The sequence below is a fragment of the Streptomyces sp. NRRL F-525 genome, assembly GCF_000716605.1.
In the GTDB taxonomy this organism is placed as follows: domain Bacteria; phylum Actinomycetota; class Actinomycetes; order Streptomycetales; family Streptomycetaceae; genus Streptomyces.
This window is the reverse complement of sequence record NZ_JNXE01000041.1, coordinates 30,620-47,237: the sequence shown is the minus strand read 5'-3', so window position 1 is coordinate 47,237 and position 16,618 is coordinate 30,620. Positions and strand designations below refer to the sequence as shown.

Genomic DNA, 16,618 nt, shown 5'->3' with positions numbered 1-16,618 from the left:
ACCATGCCGCACCGCACGGCCACGCTCCTGTGGCGCGCCTTCCTCGCGGCTGCCCTGGTCTGCGCGGTGGGCCTGCTGCCCTGGCTCTCCCGCACCGACCCGGCCCTCACCGTCCTCAAGGCCCGCTCGGCGGAACGCGACCCCGACCCCCAGGTCCTCGCCGCCATCCGCACCCAACTCGGCCTCGATGACGGCCCGTTGCGGCTTCTCGGCCAGTGGCTCCAGGGCCTGCCGCGCGGAGACGCCGGCCGGTCATGGATCTCCGGCGCCGAGGTCATGCCCAGTGTCCTCCAAGCCCTGGGCGCTTCCCTGCTGTTGATGGGGGCGGCGGTCGTAGTGGCCGTTGTCACCGCCGGGTTGGTGTGCGCGCGGACCTTGCGGCGGGGCGGGCGTGCGGTGGAGGGCCCCGGTGGCACCGGCTCCGCCGCACTCGCCGCGCTGCCCGAGTTCCTCACCGCGTCCGTGCTCGCCACCGTCGTCGGGGTGCAGCTCGGGTGGTTGCCCGCGCTGGGGTGGTACGGGCCGCGGTGGGTGGTGCTGCCGGCGCTCGCGCTGGGGTTGCCCGCCGGGGCCGTGCTCGGACGGTTGGTCGATGACCTGTTGCCGGGGGCGTTCGGGGAGCCGTGGGTGCGGGCTGCGGCCGCGCGGGGGCTGTCCGGGCGGCGGATCGCCCGGCAGGCAGTGCGGCGGTGTCTGCCCGGGCTGTTGCCCAACATGGGTTTGTTCGTCGTCGGGTTGACCGGTGGGGCCGTCGCCGTCGAGCAGATCTTCGACATACCCGGGCTCGGGCGCACCACCCTCCAGGCCTCCCTCGCCCAGGACTTGCCCGTGCTGCAGGCCGGCACCCTCGCCCTGCTCCTGCTAGCCGCCGTCGCCGCCGGACTCACCCGCCTCGCGGCGCGCCTCCTCATCGGCCCCGCACTACGCGCCGACGCCCTCCCCTCCCTCCACGGGCCCAGCGCCTCAACTACCCGACGAACCCTGCCCGTTGTCTACGGCGCCCTCCTCCTCGGTGTCGTCGCGCTCGGTCTGCCCCGAAATCCCCTCGCCCTCGACACCGGGCTGCGTCTCCAACACCCCAGCTGGGCCCACCCGTTCGGCACCGACGCGCTCGGCCGGGATCTCCTTGCGCGGGTCGCCCACGGTGCCGTCGACACCCTGCTGCTCGCCCTCGGGATCAGTGCCGTCGCGCTCGGTATCGGCGTATTGCTCGGACTGTTGCCCCGGCTGTCCGGGCCGCTCGTCGACACGGTGAACGCCGTACCGCCGGTCCTGGCCGCGCTGTTGGTCACCGCCGTCGCGGGAAGTGGGGCGGCGACTCCCGCGCTCGCTGTGACCGCCCTCGCCTGGACGCCCCTCGCAGCGCACACCTCCGCACTGCTGCTCCAGGAACGCGCCACCCTGCACGTGACCGCCACCCGGGGCCTGGGTGCGGGCCGTTGGTACATCCTGCGCCACTCACTCCTGCCCGCCGTCCTGCCACCCGTCACCCGACATGCCCTGCTCCGCCTGCCCGGTGTCGCCCTCGCCCTCGCCTCGCTCGGCTTCCTCGGCCTCGGCGCGCAACCGCCCTCCCCGGAATGGGGGTTGCTCCTCGCCGAGAACCAGCCCTACGCCGAACGCGCCCCCTGGGCCGTCCTCGCCCCCGCCGCCGTACTCGCCCTGCTCGGCGCGTTGGCGGTCACGGCCGCCGGGAGTATGCGGGGAGCCACCGTACAAAGGGAGTTGGCCGCCCGGTGACCTCCGCGGCCCTCGTACGTACCCCGCTTTCCCCGCTGCTCCGGCTGCTGATCCTCACCCAACTCGCCTTCAACATCGGCTTCTTCGCCGTGCTGCCGTTCCTCGCCGAGCACCTGGCGGATGCGATCGGCATGGCCGGCTGGCTCGTTGGGCTCGTGCTGGGGCTGCGGACCTTCAGTCAGCAGGGGCTGTTCGTGGTCGGCGGTGCCCTCGCCGACCGGTACGGCGTGCGGCCCGTGGTGCTCGCGGGATGCGTGCTGCGGATCGCCGGGTTCGGCTGGCTCGGGTATGCGGAGGAGACCTGGAGCGTCGTTGGAGCCGTACTGCTCATCGGGCTCGCCGCCGCGTTGTTCTCTCCGGCGGTGGAGTCGGAGGTGGCTCGGCAGGCGGTCGAGTGGGAGGAATCGGGCGGGGGATCCCGGACGCGGGTGCTCGCGCTGTTCACCGTCGCCGGTCAAGTCGGCGCGTTTGTAGGGCCGTTGCTGGGTGCGCTGCTGCTCGCGGTGGATTTCCGGGTCGCGTGTCTGGCCGGGGCCGGGGTCTTTGTGTTCGTCCTCGCGGGGCATGCGTGGTTGCTGCCGCAGCACATTCCCGGGCGGGCGCGGGTGACGGAGAAGGGTGGCGTACGGGCCCTGGTGCGCAACAGGCCGTTCCTGGCGCTGTGTTGTGCCTACGGCGCCTATCTCCTCGCCTACAACCAGCTCTATCTCGCCCTCCCTGAAGAGGTGGAGCGCGCGGTGGGTTCGCAGGCACCGCTGGCTTGGCTGTTCGCGCTGTCCTCGCTGCTCGTGGTGACGGCGCAATTGCCCGTCACGAGGTGGGCGGGGGAGCGGCTCGATCCGCGGCGGTGCATGGCTGCGGGGCTGTCGCTGATCGCCGTAGGGTTCGCGGCCGTCGCCGTGGCCCGGCCCGCTGAACTGACAGGTACCGCAGGGTTGTTGCCGGCGGCCGGCTTCGTCGTCCTGCTCACCCTCGGCCAGATGCTTATCGCCCCCGTCGCCCGCGCCTGGGTTCCCGACCTCGCCGAACCCGGACGCCTCGGCCTCTATACCGGGGCACTCTCCTCCGTCTCCGGCCTGATCGTCCTCCTCGGCAGCGCGGGCACCGGCACCCTCCTCGACATGGGGTTGCCCGCGGCCATGCCGTGGCTGGTGCTGGCCGCCGTACCGGTCGCGGCGATCGCCTTGCTGCCACGCCGGTCACGTCCATCGCGCCGCAGATGAGCCGCAAGGCCCCGCACCTCTCTGGCCCCCGGAGCTTGGACCGTTCCCGCAGTGCTGGCGCCCAGAGTCCCCCGGCGCTTGGACCGTTCCCGCAGCCCTGGCGCCCACCAGTCCCCCCGCTTGGACCGTTCCCGTACCACCCGCGCCCAGGTTCCCGGCTCCTGGACCGTTCCCCGCAGCGCCGGCGCCCACGAGTCCCCCCACTTGGACCGCTCCCGTACCACCCGCCCCCAGAATCCCCACCCCTGGACCGTTCCAACAGCGCCGTATCCCGGTAAATCAACGCATGCCCGCAGGAGTCACCCCACCCGCGCTGAACGTCCCACCCGCCACCGCCGTACCAAGCCATGAACCAGATATGAGCTGTCCCCTAAACCGCCATCGACGGCAACGGCGGCAGCGGTGCGTGGGAGGATCCGTCACCATGAGCGCATCCCCGGCGGTACGGAGCCTGCGCGCCGCGGTGTTCGCCGCGGTGTGTGTGCTGCTGGCTGCCGCCGGGCACGGGCTCGCCACCGGTGCCACGCCTCCGTTGTGGGCGGACGGGGCCGGATTCCTCGTCGTGTTCGTCATGGGGTGGCTGCTCGGCGGGCGGGAACGGTCCCTGCCCGGCATCGGTGCCGCCATGCTCGCCACGCAGGCCGGGCTCCACCTCGGGTTCGATGTCGCGCGGCCGCGGACCGGTATGGCGATGGCCGGTATGGCGCACATGTCCGGGCACGCGATGGCCCCCATGCGGCAGACGCAGGCGATGACCCCGCACGCCGTGGCCGCCCACATCGTCGCCGCGCTCGTCGCGGCCTGGTGGCTGCGGCGCGGGGAGGCCGCGCTGTGGTCGTTGCTGCGCTGGGCCGTCGCCTTCGTACCCGGCCTCGTCGCCTGGTGGCGGGACGCCCCCGCACCCCAGCCCGCCCGCACCTCCCGCCGCCCCGGACGTACCGCCGCCGACGCGGCCCCCCTGCGCCAACTCCTCCTGCGGCACGCGGTCAGCCGTAGAGGACCACCGGACCCGATCCCGTACCCGGTCTGACACCCCAACTTCCTTTTCCCGTACGGAGATCACCTCACCATGTCCGCACACCGCACCACCCTGCGCCGCGCAGGCACCGTCGCCGCGCTCGCCACCGCCGGAGTCCTGGCCGCCGCCGGGGTCGCCTCCGCGCACGTCACCGTCCACCCGGAGAGTTACGCCAAGGGAGCCACGGACGGCGTCCTCACCTTCCGCGTCCCCAACGAGGAGGACAAGGCGAGCACGACGAAGGTCCAGGTGTATCTGCCCACCGACCACCCCGTCCTCGGCGTCCTGGTCACCCCGCAGAACGGCTGGACCGCGAAGGTCACCACCAGCAAGCTCAAGACGCCGGTGAAGACCGACGACGGCACCATCACCGACGCCGTCTCCCAGATCACCTGGACCGGCGGGAAGATCGCGGCCGGACAGTACGAGGACTTCAACGTCGCCTTCGGTCAACTGCCCGACGACACCGACCAGTTGGCGTTCAAGACGCTCCAGACCTACTCGGACGGCGATGTCGTCCGCTGGATCGAGGAGGCCGCGGCGGGCGACGACGAGCCGGAGAACCCGGCGCCCGTCCTCAAGCTCACCGCCAAGGAGAGCGAGGACGGCGACGAGACCCCGGCCGCCTCGACCACGGCGGCGGCCACCTCCACGAAGTCCACCACCGCCTCCTCGTCGAGCAGCGACTCCACCGCCCGCGGGCTCGGCATCGCCGGGCTGATCGTCGGCGTACTCGGCCTCGCGGCGGGCGCCTTCGCGATCGTGCGCAGCCGGACCCCGCGGTCGTAGAACAGAAGTCGTAGAAAGAACAGAGGTCGTAGTACCCGCGTAGTACGTAGTACGCCGAAGGGCCCGGATCATCAGTGATCCGGGCCCTTCGGCGCAACCGTCCCTACTGCGAGACCAGTTCCAGCAGCTTCTCCTCCACCGGAACCTCCTCGACGAGGGAGGTGCGCGAGGTGCGCCAGAGCCACAGGATGTCGCGGCCGAAGGACCACACGAGCGTGCCGAGCGCGAGGGCCACCACGCCCATGTTGGCCGCGTACGGCAGCAGGTTCGCGCCCGCGAGGAGCAGCAGGATGCCCTGGGTGGCGGCGACCGTCTTGCGGGCGGTGCTCGGCGGCAGCGGGGCGTTGAGCCACAGCCAGACGCGGGCCGCGGCGACGAAGCCGTAGCGCATGGCGCCGATCAGCAGGACCCACGGGCCGAGTTGGGTGGAGACGTAGACGCTGAGGACCAGGATGAGGAACGCGTCGACCTCCATGTCGAAGCGCGCCCCCAGCGCGGTGGAGGTGCCCGTGCGCCGGGCGACCTTGCCGTCGACGCCGTCCAGGATCAGGGCCACCGCCGTCAGGCCGACGAACAGCGTGACCGGCGGCGAGCTCTCGAAGGAGTCCGCGACCAGCGCGGTCACCCCGCCGACCAGGATGGCCCGGCCGAGGGTGACCCGGTTGGCCGGGCCGAAGGAACGCGTCCGGGTCCGGTGCAGCGCCTTGGAGAGCACGGCCCAGGTGGCGATCGCGAATGCCAGGCCGGTCAGCCAGCCGGCCGGCCCCATTCCGATCGCCGTGCCGAGCAACGCCAGCAACAGGATCTGAACGCCCGCTCCCACAGCGGTCTCCTGCTGGACCAGCCTTGCTTCGTATGTGTTGTTCAGGGCCACCGCACACCCTCCGGCCGTATGACAGAGTCGATCAACGCCGCGTACTGTGCGCGGCCTGTGGTTACCCGTACGTGAACAGCTTCCCGATCGTTCAGGAGGATTCCGATGAAGCGCACCGCGAGGGCGTTTTGGATCGGTCCACCGGGTCACGGCGAGATACGTGACGTCGTTCTGCCGGACCCCGCCGAGGACGAGGTGGTGGTCCGCTCCCTGTGGTCGGGCGTGAGCCGCGGCACCGAGACCCTGGTCTTCCGCGGGGGCGTCCCCGAGAACCAGCACGCGACCATGCGTGCACCGTTCCAAGAGGGCGACTTCCCAGGTCCGGTCAAGTACGGCTACCTCAACGTGGGGGTCGTGGAGGAGGGCCCGGCGGCGCTGCTCGGCCGTACCGTCTTCTGTCTCTATCCGCATCAGACGCGCTACGTCGTCCCCGCGAGCGCCGTCACACCCGTGCCGGAGTCCGTGCCCGCCGGGCGGGCCGTGCTCGCCGGGACCGTGGAGACCGCCGTCAACGCGCTGTGGGACGCGGCGCCGCTGGTCGGCGACCGGATCGCGGTGGTCGGCGGCGGGATGGTCGGCTGTTCGGTGGCCGCGCTGCTGGGCCGTTTCCCGGGCGTGCGCGTGCAGTTGGTGGACGCCGACCCGGCGCGCGCGAAGATCGCCGAGGCGCTGGGAGTCGGCTTCGCGCTGCCTGCGGACGCGCTCGGCGACTGCGATCTCGTCGTCCACGCCAGCGCCACCGAACAGGGGCTCACCCGCGCGCTGGAACTCCTCACGCCCGAGGGCACCGTCCTCGAACTGAGCTGGTACGGCGACCGGAAAGTGAGCCTCCCGCTGGGTGAGGCGTTCCACTCCCGGCGCCTGGTCATCCGTAGCAGCCAGGTCGGTACGGTCTCGCCGGCCCGTTCCAATCGCAGCTACGGCGACCGGCTCGCCCTCGCCCTCGACCTGCTCGCCGACCCCGCGCTCGACGCCTTGGTCACCGGGGAGAGCGACTTCGAGGAGTTGCCGGAGCTGCTGCCCAGGCTCGCCTCGGGGGAGATCCCGGCGCTGTGTCACCGGGTGCGTTACACCGACATCGGCTGAGAACTGTTCAATTCCGTACGAGCAAGAGCGTCTGACCTGAGAAAAGAGTGAGAGTCGGCTGAACAGGGGGAGGCGTGGAGCCGTACTACACGGCATCCCCCGGCAGGGATCAGCCGGGGGACCAGACGCGCCGCACCTGGAGGGTCGTCCGTTGTTCAGCATCACCGTTCGCGATCACATCATGATCGCCCACAGCTTCCACGGCGAAGTGTTCGGGCCCGCCCAGCGGTTGCACGGAGCCACGTTCCTGGTGGACGCCACCTTCCGGCGCGAGCAGCTGGACGACGACAACATCGTCGTCGACATCGGACTGGCCACCCAGGAACTGGGCGCCGTCGTGAGCGAGTTGAACTACAGAAACCTCGACAACGAGCCCGACTTCGCCGGGGTCAACACCTCGACGGAGTTCCTCGCGAAGGTCATCGCCGACCGGCTCGCCGAGCGGATCCAGAAGGGCGCGCTCGGCGAGGGCGCCCGCGGCCTCACCGGACTCCAGGTCACCCTGCACGAGTCGCACGTCGCCTGGGCGAGTTACGAGCGTGCCCTGTGAGCGACGTGACCATCGACCGCGCCCCCTCGCTGGGATTCCTGCCCGCACAGCGCGCGGCCTCCCGGAATGCCGAGATCATCCCCATGTCCCTGCGCACCGTGCACTTCGTGATGCCGGGCGGTGTCGACGACCCGGCCACGCCGAGCGGCGGCAACGCCTACGACCGCCGCGTCAGCCTGGACCTGCCCGGCTTCGGCTGGCAGGTCCACAAGCACGCGGTGGACGGCGAGTGGCCCCGGCCCGGCGCGGACGCCCGTGCCGAACTCGCCCGGGTACTGCGCGAGTTGCCGGACGGCGCCGCCGTCCTCATGGACGGGATCGTGGCCTGCGGAGTCCCCGAGATCGTCGTCCCGGAGGCCGACCGGCTGAGCCTGGCCGTCCTGGTCCACCTCCCGCTCGGCGACGAGACCGGCCTGGAGGCCGCGGTCGCCGCGGACCTGGACGCCAAGGAGCGCACGGTCCTGCGGGCGGTGTCCGCGGTGATCGGCACCAGCGACTGGGCGGTCCGCCGTCTCGTCTCGCACCACGGCCTGGCCCCCGACCGGGTCCATGTCGCCACCCCCGGCGCCGACATCGCCCCCCTCGCCTCCGGCACCGACGGCGTCTCCCGCCTGCTGTGCGTGGCCACGCTGACCCCGCGCAAGGGCCAGCACCGGCTGATCGAGGCGCTCGCCGCCGCGGCCGACCTGCCGTGGACCTGCGTCTGCGTCGGCGGCTTCGGCAACGATCCGGAGTACGTCGACCATCTGCGCGACCTCATCGAGCGCCACGGCCTCCAGGACCGGCTGCACCTCGCCGGCCCGCGGGCCGGCGCCGAACTCGACGCCACCTACGCCTCCGCCGACCTCATGGTCCTCATGTCGTACGCCGAGACGTACGGCATGGCCGTCACCGAGGCGCTCGCGCGCGGAATTCCCGTGCTGGCCACGGATGTCGGCGGTCTCCCCGAGGCCGTCGGCCGCGCCCCCGACGGCGGGGTGCCCGGCATCCTCGTCCCGCCGGAGGACCCCGCCGCCCTCGCCGCCGAACTGCGCGGCTGGTTCGGCGAGGCCGACGTGCGACGGCGGCTCAAGGCGGCGGCCCGGGGCCGGCGCGCTGCCCTCGACGGGTGGGCCACCACGGCTCGCAGCCTGGCCGGCGTCCTCACCCGGCTCCCCAGCGAACCCCGGAGGGCGGCATGAGGAAGACGGCCACCACGACACAGGCTGGACGGATCCCGGCGCAGCCGGGGCCCAGGGGCGTACCGCTGGGCATGCTGGTCGCCCCGGTGCAGCCCGAGGCGAACGACGCGACGGCTGACCAGCCGGGGCCGGAGGACGTGATGGCTGGGACCGTTCCAATGGACGCCGAGGAGCAGACGGGGCCCGGTTCCGTGATCCCCGGCGCCGGACCCGCCGGCCGCCCCGGAGAGCGGGCCACCGTACGGCTGCGGGACGTCGGACCCGACGACCCGCCGCGCTACGCGCCCGAGTGGCTGGAGCTGCGGGAGGGGGCCGACGCCGTGGCGCGGGCGCCCGAACTGCTCGACCCGCTGCGCATCCGGCTCGCCAACCTGCCCGGCCGCTCCGGGGTCGTCATCCACGACCTGGGCTGCGGCACCGGCTCGATGGGACGGTGGCTCGCGCCCCGCCTCGACGGCGCCCAGCACTGGATCCTGCACGACCGTGATCCCTATCTTCTGCACTTCGCCGCCGTGGCTTCCCCTCGCGCCGCCGCCGACGGCAGCCGCGTCACGGTGGAGACCCGGCGCGGTGACGTGGCCCGGCTGACCCCGGACGCGCTGGTCGGCGCCTCGCTGGTGACGGCCTCCGCGCTGCTGGACGTGCTCACCCGCGAGGAGGTCGACGCCCTCGTCGCCGCCTGTGTCGGCGCCGGCTGCCCGGCGCTGCTCACGCTGACGGTGGCGGGCAAGGTCGAACTCACCCCGGCCGACCCGATGGACGCGGAGATCGCGGACGCGTTCAACGCCCACCAGCGGCGCGACGGACTCCTCGGCCCGGACGCCGTCACCGTCACCTGCGAGGCCTTCGCCGCGCACGGCGCCACGGTCCGCGTCCACCCGAGCGCCTGGCGGCTGGGCCCCGACGAGGCCGCGCTCACCGCCGAGTGGCTGCGCGGCTGGATCGGTGCGGCCGTCGAGGAACGCCCCGAGCTGAAGGAGCGGGCCGACCAGTATCTGGAACGGCGCCTCGCGGCTTGCGCGGCAGGGGAGTTGAGCGTGCTCGTCCACCACAGCGACCTGCTGGCACTGGCCCGGCCGACGGGGGGCACGTCATGAGCGTCGAGACGATGCGCACGGTCGCGCCGAGGCCGAGCACCAGGACGCGCCGGGTGCGTGTGGACCGGTCCACGCCGGTCGCCCTCGCGGTGCGTACCGAGGCCGCCGTGGAAGCCGTAGAAGAGGTTCGCCGGCCCAAGCACACGCCGCCGCTGCACAGTTCGGCCGTCTCCGGTGACCGGATCGGGGTGATCGTCGCCGCGCCGCGCGCCGGCGCCGACCGCGCCTCCGGTGCCCGCCGCGTCCTGCGCGCGATCCTGACCCGGGTGAACTCCCGCGCGGTACGCACCCACTTCGGCACGGTCGCCGGTGTCACCATCCTCGGCGTCCTGCTCTGGCGCCTCGGCACCGGCGTCTTCCTGGACGGCCTGCGCCGCATCGACGCGCCGACCCTGCTCATCGGCCTCGCCATCGGCGTGGTCACCACGGTGTTCAGTGCCTGGCGCTGGGCCCTGGTGGCGCGCGGCCTGCGCATCAAGCTGCCGCTCGGCCCCGCCGTCGCCGACTACTACCGCGCCCTGTTCCTCAACGCGGCCCTGCCCGGCGGCATCCTCGGCGACGTGCACCGCGCGGTCCGCCACGGACAGAGCGCCGGTGACATGGGCCGCGCCGTCCGCGCCGTCGTCCTGGAACGCGTCGCGGGCCAGATCGCGCTGGCCGTCGTAGGCGTGACGGTCCTGCTGGGCCTCGACTCCCCGGTGATGGCCGACGCCCGCAGCGTCGCCCCGGTCGTGCTGCTGGCCGCCGTCGGAGCACTCGCCGTCGTGGCCGCCGTACGCATGAACCGTCCGGCCACCGCCACCCGCCGGGGCCGCGCCCTGCGCACCACCCTCGACGAGGCCCGCGCCGGACTGTTCTCCCGCGCCAACTGGCCCGGCGTCACCTTCTCCTCGCTGATCATCCTGGCCGGCCACCTCGCGATGTTCGTGGTCGCCGCCCGGGCCGCCGGATCCGCCGCCACCGTCGCCCAGTTGATGCCGATCGCGGTCCTCGCGCTCGTCGCCATGGGCCTGCCGCTGAACGTCGGCGGCTGGGGGCCCCGCGAGGGCGTCACCGCCTGGGCGTTCGGCGCCGCGGGCCTCGGCGCGACCAGCGGACTGTCCGTCTCGGTGATCTACGGCGTGCTCAGCTTCGTCGCCGCCCTGCCCGGCCTGGCCGTGCTCGTCGTCCGCTGGGGCGCGGGACTGCGCACCGCCGGGTCCGGCAGCGCCGTACCGGACCCGGTGCCCGCTCAGGCCTCCGCGGTCAGCAGCGAGAAATACGCGCCGAAGGAATCGGCGAGGCTCGCCAGCAGTGCCTTCCCCTTTTCCGCCGAGCCGAGGGACGGGCGCCCGATGACGCCCGACTCGGTATAGCCGGACATACCGAGCGTCAGGAGATGGCGACGGTCGTCGGCGACGAAATCGGAGGTCTCATATCCGGGACGGATCAATTCGGGATGAGCGTGCAGAAGAATGGAGGTCTCGATTTCCCCCGCGTGCATATCGGTGAGCAGCGAGGTCAGTACTCCGGCCCGCTCGAGCGCCGTCTCCCAGTCCTCCGCGGCCGGGAACAGTGCCATCCGCTCACCGCGGGCAGAAGACTCCTGAACGACGTTGCCCAGGACGTAGTTTCCGCCGTGACCGTTGACCACCACCAGGGTCTCGACCCCCGAGCGGCGGAGCGAGTCCGCGATGTCCCGCACCACCGCATGAAGGGTCACGGAAGAGATGCTGACGGTCCCCGGCCAGGCCGCGTGCTCGTGCGAGCAGGCCATCGTCACCGGAGGGAGGAGATGCACCGGGTACGCCGCGGCGATCTCCCGGGCCACGGCACAGGCGACCAACGTGTCGGTCGCCAGCGGAAGATACGGGCCGTGCTGCTCGAAACTGCCGACCGGAAGGACGGCGACCTGTGTTGATACTTCTGCCCCCCTAGACCGCACGTCCTCCGTGGTGTCCGCCGGCACCAGTCCGTATGCCGCCGTCCGTGAGTCCGAACCATTCATTTTTTCACGGCCTTTCGTCTCTGCTTAGGAACCAGATCATGACAGAAAACATTGGCGTACTCGGCAAGCAGAAGTCCGCGCAGCCCAGGGGCGCGGAACGCGTCGTGAATGCTCCCTTGCCCACCGTGTACGGCAAATTCCAGGCGATCGGCTACCTGGACCACGACCGCGGTGACGAGCAAGTGGCCCTGGTCTACGGCGAGATCGGCACGGACGACGTACTCACCCGGCTCCACTCGGAGTGCCTGACGGGCGATGCCTTCGGCTCCCAGCACTGCGAGTGCGGCGACCAGTTGGACGCCGCGATGCGGGCCGTCGTCGCCGAAGGCCGGGGCATCGTCGTCTACTTGAGAGGGCACGAGGGCCGAGGCATAGGCCTGCTCGCCAAGTTGCGCGCGATGGCCCTGCAGGCGGAGGGACTCGACACCGTCGAGGCGAACCTCGCTCTCGGCCTCCCGGTCGACGCCCGCGACTACGGCGTCGCCGCCGAGATCCTGCACGACCTGGGCGTGGCCAGCGTCCGCCTGCTCTCCAACAACCCGCGCAAACGCGAGGCGTTGCTGGAACACGGCATCAAAGTCTCCGAAGAGGTACCGCTGTTGATCCCGCCGTGCGAGAACAACATCACCTACCTCCGCACCAAGCGGGAGCGTCTCGACCACCACCTGCCCCATTTGGACGCGGTGGCGCACTGGTCCTGATTCGGGTGAGCGCGGTCCGGACAGGAAGAGGGAATGACCGACGACGTCCTCTTCCTCTCCGGCGACCGGGTCACGGACCTGCTCGACACCGACGCGGCCATCGCCTCGCAGCGCGCGGCCTTCACCGCGCTCGGTGACGGCGCCGCCGACCTGCCCGGCAAGATCATGCACCCGAGCCGTTTCGACGACAGTGTCGTCTTCGCCTACGTCTCCCGGCTGTCGGCGGACACCGGGGCGGTGGCGAAGTTCGGTAGCGTCAACCCGGCCAACGCCCGCGCCGGACTGCCCACGGTCCACGCGGTGATCAGCGCCTTGGACCGGTCCACCGGACAGCTGGTCGCGGTCATGGACGGCACGGCGGTGACGACCCTGCGCACGGCCGCGGGCAGCGCCGTCGCCGTGGACGCCCTGGCCGTCCCCGACGCCGACCGTCTCGGCGTCCTCGGCTCGGGCACCCAGGCCCTCGCCCATGTCCGCGCGATCGCCCGGGTCCGGGACCTGAAGTCTGTACGCCTGTGGAGCCCGAACCCCGAGCGGCGCGCACGGGCCGCGGAGACGCTGACGGCCCAACTCCCCTTCCCCGTCGAGGCGGTGGCCACCGCGAAGGAAGCCGTGACCGACGCGTCCGTGGTCGCCGCCTGCACGCTCAGCACCACCCCCGTGGTGCACGGCGCCTGGCTCGCACCCGGCTGCACGGTCGTCAGCGTGGGCTCCTTCGAACCCACCCGCAGCGAGGTCGACCTGGATGTCCTACGGCGGTCCGCGGCCGTCGTGGTCGACGACCCGGAGACGGCCGCCGAGCACGCAGGACCGATCGTCGGCGCCCTGCGCGAGGGCCTGTTGACCCCCGACGACCTGATCCCGCTCGGCGCCGTCCTCACCGGCCGCCGCACCGCCCGCACCCGACCCGACGACATCGTCCACTACAACAGCGTCGGACTCGGCATCCAGGACGCGGCCGCGGCCTGGGCCGTCATCGACGCGGCCAAGAAGGAGCGCCCGTGAAGCGTCAGGCAGAGGTCGTCGTCATCGGCGGCGGGGTCATCGGCACCAGCATCGCCTACCACCTGGCCCGCGCCGGCGTCCGGGACGTCGTCCTCGTCGAACGGGACGAACTCGCCGCCGGGTCCACCTCCAAGGCGGCCGGCGGAGTACGCGCGCAGTTCTCCGACGGGCTCAACGTGCAGTTGGGCGCCCGCAGCCTGGAGGCCTTCGAACGCTTCGAGGAGGACACCGGCTACGACATCGGGTTACATCGCGTCGGCTACCTGTTCCTGCTCTCCACACCCGAGGACGTCGCGAACTTCGAGGCAGGTGTCCGCCTCCAGAACTCCCTCGACGTGCCCAGCCGCATCATCGACCCCGCCGAGGCCCGCTGCCTCTCCCCGCTGATCAGCACAGAGGGACTCCTCGCCGCCGCCTACTCGCCCGACGACGGCCACTGCACCCCTGAGGCCGTCGTCCACGGCTACGCGGCCGCCGCGCGCAGCCACGGCGCGACGATCCTGCGCCACACCGACGTCACCGGCATCGAGACACACGGCGACACCATCACGGCGGTCGTGACGACCCTGGGCCGCATCGACACCAACACGGTGATCTGCGCGGCCGGCGCCTGGTCCAAGGGGATCGGCGCGATGGCGGGCGTGGACCTCCCCGTGCAGCCGCTGCGCCGCCAGATCGCGGTCACGGAACCGGTGACGGGACTGCCGCCCGACCTCCCCATGACGATCGACTTCACCACCAGCCTCTACTTCCACACCGAGGGCCCCGGCCTCCTCGTCGGCATGTCCGACCCCGACGAGCGTCCCGGCTTCGCCACCGACACCCACGACCGCTGGATCCCCCGCCTTGCCGACGCCATGCGCCGCCGCGCCCCCGACCTCCTGGAACTGCGCCGCACGGGCGGCTGGGCGGGGCTGTACGAGAACACGCCGGACCACAACGCCCTGATCGGCGAGGCGAGTTCGGTCTCCCGCTTCCTCTACGCCACCGGCTTCTCCGGCCACGGTTTCCTCCAGGGACCGGCCGTCGGCGAGGTCGTCCGCGACCTGTACCTCGGCCACGTACCCTTCGTGGACGTCAGCCCCCTGAGCGCCGGCCGGTTCGCGGCCGACGCCCCGCGCCCGGAGGTCAACCTGGTATGACCGAGCTCCATCTGTGGCTGCGCCACGAGCCCCGCACGACCGAACGCCGCACCCCGGTCGTCCCCTCCGACGCCCGCCACCTCGTCGAGAACGGCGTGCCCCTCACGGTCGAGGAGTCCCCGCAACGGATCTTCCCCATCGAGGAGTACGAGGCGATCGGCGCCCGCGTGGCGCCCGCGGGCTCGTGGGTGTCGGCGCCGGAGAACACGGTGATCCTCGGCCTGAAGGAACTTCCGGACGAACCGAAGGAGTTGACCCACCGTCACATCTTCTTCGGCCACGCCTACAAGGGCCAGCCGGGAGCGAGTGACCTGTTGAGCCGGTTCGCGGCCGGGGGAGGAGCGTTGCTCGACCTCGAATACCTGGTGGACGACAACGGCCGCCGCCTCGCCGCGTTCGGCTTCTGGGCGGGCTACTTGGGCGCGGCCCTGGCCGTCCTCCAGCACCGGGGCCGACTGGTCGCGCCGCTGATGCCCACGTCGAAGGAGGAGTTGGACGAGCTGCTTCAACCTGCCTCAGGGGACACGGAGTTCAGCGCGCTGGTGATCGGCGCGCTCGGTCGCAGCGGGCGAGGAGCGCGGGTCGCGTTCTCGACGGCCGGGATCGATCCGACCTGTTGGGACATGGCCGAGACCCAAGACCTCGACCGCCCGGCGCTGTTGGCCCACGACGTGCTGGTCAACTGCGTTCTGGCCACGACCCCGGTCCCGCCCTTCCTCCGCGAGCCGGACCTGGACGACCCGACCCGCCGCCTCCGCACCGTCTCCGACGTCACCTGCGACGTGGGTTCGCCCCTCAACGTCCTGCCGGTCTACGACCGCACGACCGAATGGGACGACCCGGTACGGCAGTTGCGCGAGCGTACCCCGCTCGACCTCATCGCGATCGACAACCTGCCGTCCCTCCTCCCGAGGGAGTCCAGCACCGACTTCTCGGCCGCGCTGCTGCCCCAACTCCTGGACTTCTGGACCGGTGAGGCGTGGCGGCGCGACCTGGACCTGTTCCGTACTAAGTCGCGTGAACTCGGAATCGCCGTAGAGGATGGGGAGTTGGGCCATGTCTGACGTGGTGCGCGCGAGCGGTACCGTCCACTGGATCGGCGCGGGACTGTCCACGGGCAGCGGGCTCGCCCAACTCTGCGACACCGCCGCGCGGGTACGGCTGTGGCACCGCACCGAGGAGCGGGCGGCGCGGGCCCTCGCCCACCTGGGCCTGACGGGACGCGCCGAACCGCGTGCGTTCGAACTCGCCGCACTCACGGCCGAGTTGGCGCCCGGAGATGTTGTCGTCTCCATGCTGCCCGCGCCCGAACACGCGGCGCTGCTGGCGGTCTGCGTACGACGGCAGGCGCACTTCGCCTGCTCCAGCTATGTGTCGGACGCGGTGCTCGAACAAGTACCGGCGGCCGAGAAGGCGGGGATCGTCGTCCTCACCGAGGCCGGTCTCGACCCCGGCATCGACCATCTCTTCGCGCACAGCCTGGTCGCCCGCGCCCGGCAGGCGATCGGCGACGATGCCTCGTACAGCCTTACCTCGTACTGCGGCGGGGTGCCCGCCGTGCCCAACGACTTCCGGTACCGGTTCAGTTGGGCGCCGGCCGGAGTGCTGGGGGCGCTGCGCTCACCGGCGCGGTACCTGGAGGACGGCGAGGAGACCACGGCCGAGCGGCCCTGGGAGGTGACCCGGCCGCATGTCATCGACGGCGAGACCTTCGAGGTCTATCCGAACCGGGACAGCGTGCCGTTCATCGAGCAGTACGGGCTGCCGGCGTCCTGGACGCCCCGGACGTTCGTGCGCGGCACGCTACGGCTCGAGGGCTGGCTGCGGGCCTGGGGTGCGGTGTTCGAGGAGCTGAAGGCGGGCGACGACACCCGGATCGCCGAGCTCGCAAGGGAGTTGGCGGCGACCTACCCCACCACGGACGCCGACCACGACCGGGTCGTCCTCGCGGTGTCCCTGGACGTCCTGGGCGACACGGGCAGGACCTGGTCCGGCAGCTACCTCCTCGACCTGGTCGGCGACGAGGAGGAGAGCGCGATGGCCCGCTGTGTCTCGCGCCCGCTCTCCCTCGCCGTCCGCCACATCCTCTCCGACGACCTGCCGTCCGGCCTGAACCGGGCGGCGGAGACGGCGGAACGGTCACGGGAGTGGCTGAGTGAACTGGCGGGGGAGGGGCTGGAGTTCACGCTGCGGGTTGATCAGTAGCAGTTCCCGGGGGAGCGGCT

At 72.0% G+C, this 16,618-nt stretch carries 15 protein-coding genes and 1 pseudogene; 14 read left to right on the top strand and 2 right to left on the bottom strand.

Annotation, left to right across the window (positions count from 1 at the left end):
• The first annotated feature begins 3 nt into the window (after positions 1–3).
• From OO69_RS39770 to OO69_RS39755, 4 genes are all read left to right on the top strand, one after another.
• Positions 4–1,740 carry an ABC transporter permease subunit gene (locus OO69_RS39770; RefSeq protein WP_033285817.1) on the top strand — a complete coding sequence of 579 codons (1,737 nt, stop codon included), beginning with the start codon at positions 4–6 and terminating at the stop codon, positions 1,738–1,740.
• The gene (locus OO69_RS39765) at positions 1,737–2,963 is read left to right on the top strand and encodes an MDR family MFS transporter (protein ID WP_033285816.1); all 1,227 of its coding nucleotides are present in this window, start codon (positions 1,737–1,739) and stop codon (positions 2,961–2,963) included. The genes OO69_RS39770 and OO69_RS39765 overlap by 4 nt, the downstream gene beginning before the upstream one ends.
• A 424-nt stretch (positions 2,964–3,387) precedes the next feature.
• Positions 3,388–3,993 (top strand): hypothetical protein, encoded by a 606-nt coding sequence (locus tag OO69_RS39760; RefSeq protein ID WP_033285815.1) that lies wholly within the window; start codon positions 3,388–3,390, stop codon positions 3,991–3,993.
• 39 nt (positions 3,994–4,032) lie between these two features.
• On the top strand, positions 4,033–4,770 hold the full coding sequence (locus OO69_RS39755; RefSeq protein ID WP_033285814.1) for a YcnI family protein: 738 nt from the start codon (positions 4,033–4,035) through the stop codon (positions 4,768–4,770).
• 103 nt (positions 4,771–4,873) lie between these two features.
• On the opposite strand, the gene OO69_RS39750 is transcribed toward OO69_RS39755, so the two are convergent.
• Positions 4,874–5,644 carry a CDP-alcohol phosphatidyltransferase family protein gene (locus OO69_RS39750; RefSeq protein WP_033285813.1) on the bottom strand — a complete coding sequence of 257 codons (771 nt, stop codon included), beginning with the start codon at positions 5,642–5,644 and terminating at the stop codon, positions 4,874–4,876.
• A 105-nt stretch (positions 5,645–5,749) separates the two neighbouring features.
• On the opposite strand from OO69_RS39750, the gene OO69_RS39745 reads away from it, so the two are divergent.
• The 5 genes and pseudogenes from OO69_RS39745 to OO69_RS53250 all read left to right on the top strand — a co-directional run.
• A complete protein-coding gene (locus OO69_RS39745) occupies positions 5,750–6,730 on the top strand; it encodes a zinc-dependent alcohol dehydrogenase (RefSeq protein ID WP_033285812.1) in 981 nt (326 codons plus the stop codon).
• 151 nt (positions 6,731–6,881) lie between these two features.
• A complete protein-coding gene (locus OO69_RS39740) occupies positions 6,882–7,280 on the top strand; it encodes a 6-pyruvoyl trahydropterin synthase family protein (RefSeq protein WP_033285811.1) in 399 nt (132 codons plus the stop codon).
• Positions 7,277–8,461 (top strand): glycosyltransferase family 4 protein, encoded by a 1,185-nt coding sequence (locus tag OO69_RS39735; protein ID WP_033285810.1) that lies wholly within the window; start codon positions 7,277–7,279, stop codon positions 8,459–8,461. The genes OO69_RS39740 and OO69_RS39735 overlap by 4 nt, the downstream gene beginning before the upstream one ends.
• The gene (locus OO69_RS39730; protein ID WP_033285809.1) at positions 8,458–9,558 is read left to right on the top strand and encodes a hypothetical protein; all 1,101 of its coding nucleotides are present in this window, start codon (positions 8,458–8,460) and stop codon (positions 9,556–9,558) included. The genes OO69_RS39735 and OO69_RS39730 overlap by 4 nt, the downstream gene beginning before the upstream one ends.
• Positions 9,555–10,697: pseudogene (locus tag OO69_RS53250) on the top strand (lysylphosphatidylglycerol synthase transmembrane domain-containing protein); the annotation flags it as partial. The gene OO69_RS39730 and the pseudogene OO69_RS53250, both read left to right, overlap by 4 nt.
• Positions 10,698–10,789: 92 nt before the next feature.
• Here OO69_RS53250 and OO69_RS50845 read toward each other — a convergent pair.
• A complete protein-coding gene (locus tag OO69_RS50845) occupies positions 10,790–11,545 on the bottom strand; it encodes a creatininase family protein (RefSeq protein ID WP_078652777.1) in 756 nt (251 codons plus the stop codon).
• Between the two features lie 38 nt (positions 11,546–11,583).
• Here OO69_RS50845 and ribA point away from each other — a divergent pair, with 38 nt between their 5' ends.
• Genes ribA through OO69_RS39700 form a run of 5 tightly spaced genes read left to right on the top strand, consistent with a single transcriptional unit; the run spans position 11,584 to position 16,598 of the window.
• Entirely contained in the window at positions 11,584–12,246 is a 663-nt protein-coding gene (ribA, locus tag OO69_RS39720) for a GTP cyclohydrolase II (RefSeq protein ID WP_033285807.1), read from the top strand.
• 33 nt (positions 12,247–12,279) lie between these two features.
• The gene (locus tag OO69_RS39715; RefSeq protein WP_033285806.1) at positions 12,280–13,251 is read left to right on the top strand and encodes an ornithine cyclodeaminase family protein; all 972 of its coding nucleotides are present in this window, start codon (positions 12,280–12,282) and stop codon (positions 13,249–13,251) included.
• Positions 13,248–14,393 (top strand): NAD(P)/FAD-dependent oxidoreductase, encoded by a 1,146-nt coding sequence (locus OO69_RS39710; RefSeq protein ID WP_033285805.1) that lies wholly within the window; start codon positions 13,248–13,250, stop codon positions 14,391–14,393. Before OO69_RS39715 ends, OO69_RS39710 begins: the two co-directional genes overlap by 4 nt.
• Positions 14,390–15,457 (top strand): saccharopine dehydrogenase, encoded by a 1,068-nt coding sequence (locus OO69_RS39705; protein WP_033285804.1) that lies wholly within the window; start codon positions 14,390–14,392, stop codon positions 15,455–15,457. The genes OO69_RS39710 and OO69_RS39705 overlap by 4 nt, the downstream gene beginning before the upstream one ends.
• On the top strand, positions 15,450–16,598 hold the full coding sequence (locus tag OO69_RS39700; protein WP_033285803.1) for a saccharopine dehydrogenase family protein: 1,149 nt from the start codon (positions 15,450–15,452) through the stop codon (positions 16,596–16,598). Before OO69_RS39705 ends, OO69_RS39700 begins: the two co-directional genes overlap by 8 nt.
• The last annotated feature ends 20 nt before the right edge of the window (positions 16,599–16,618 follow it).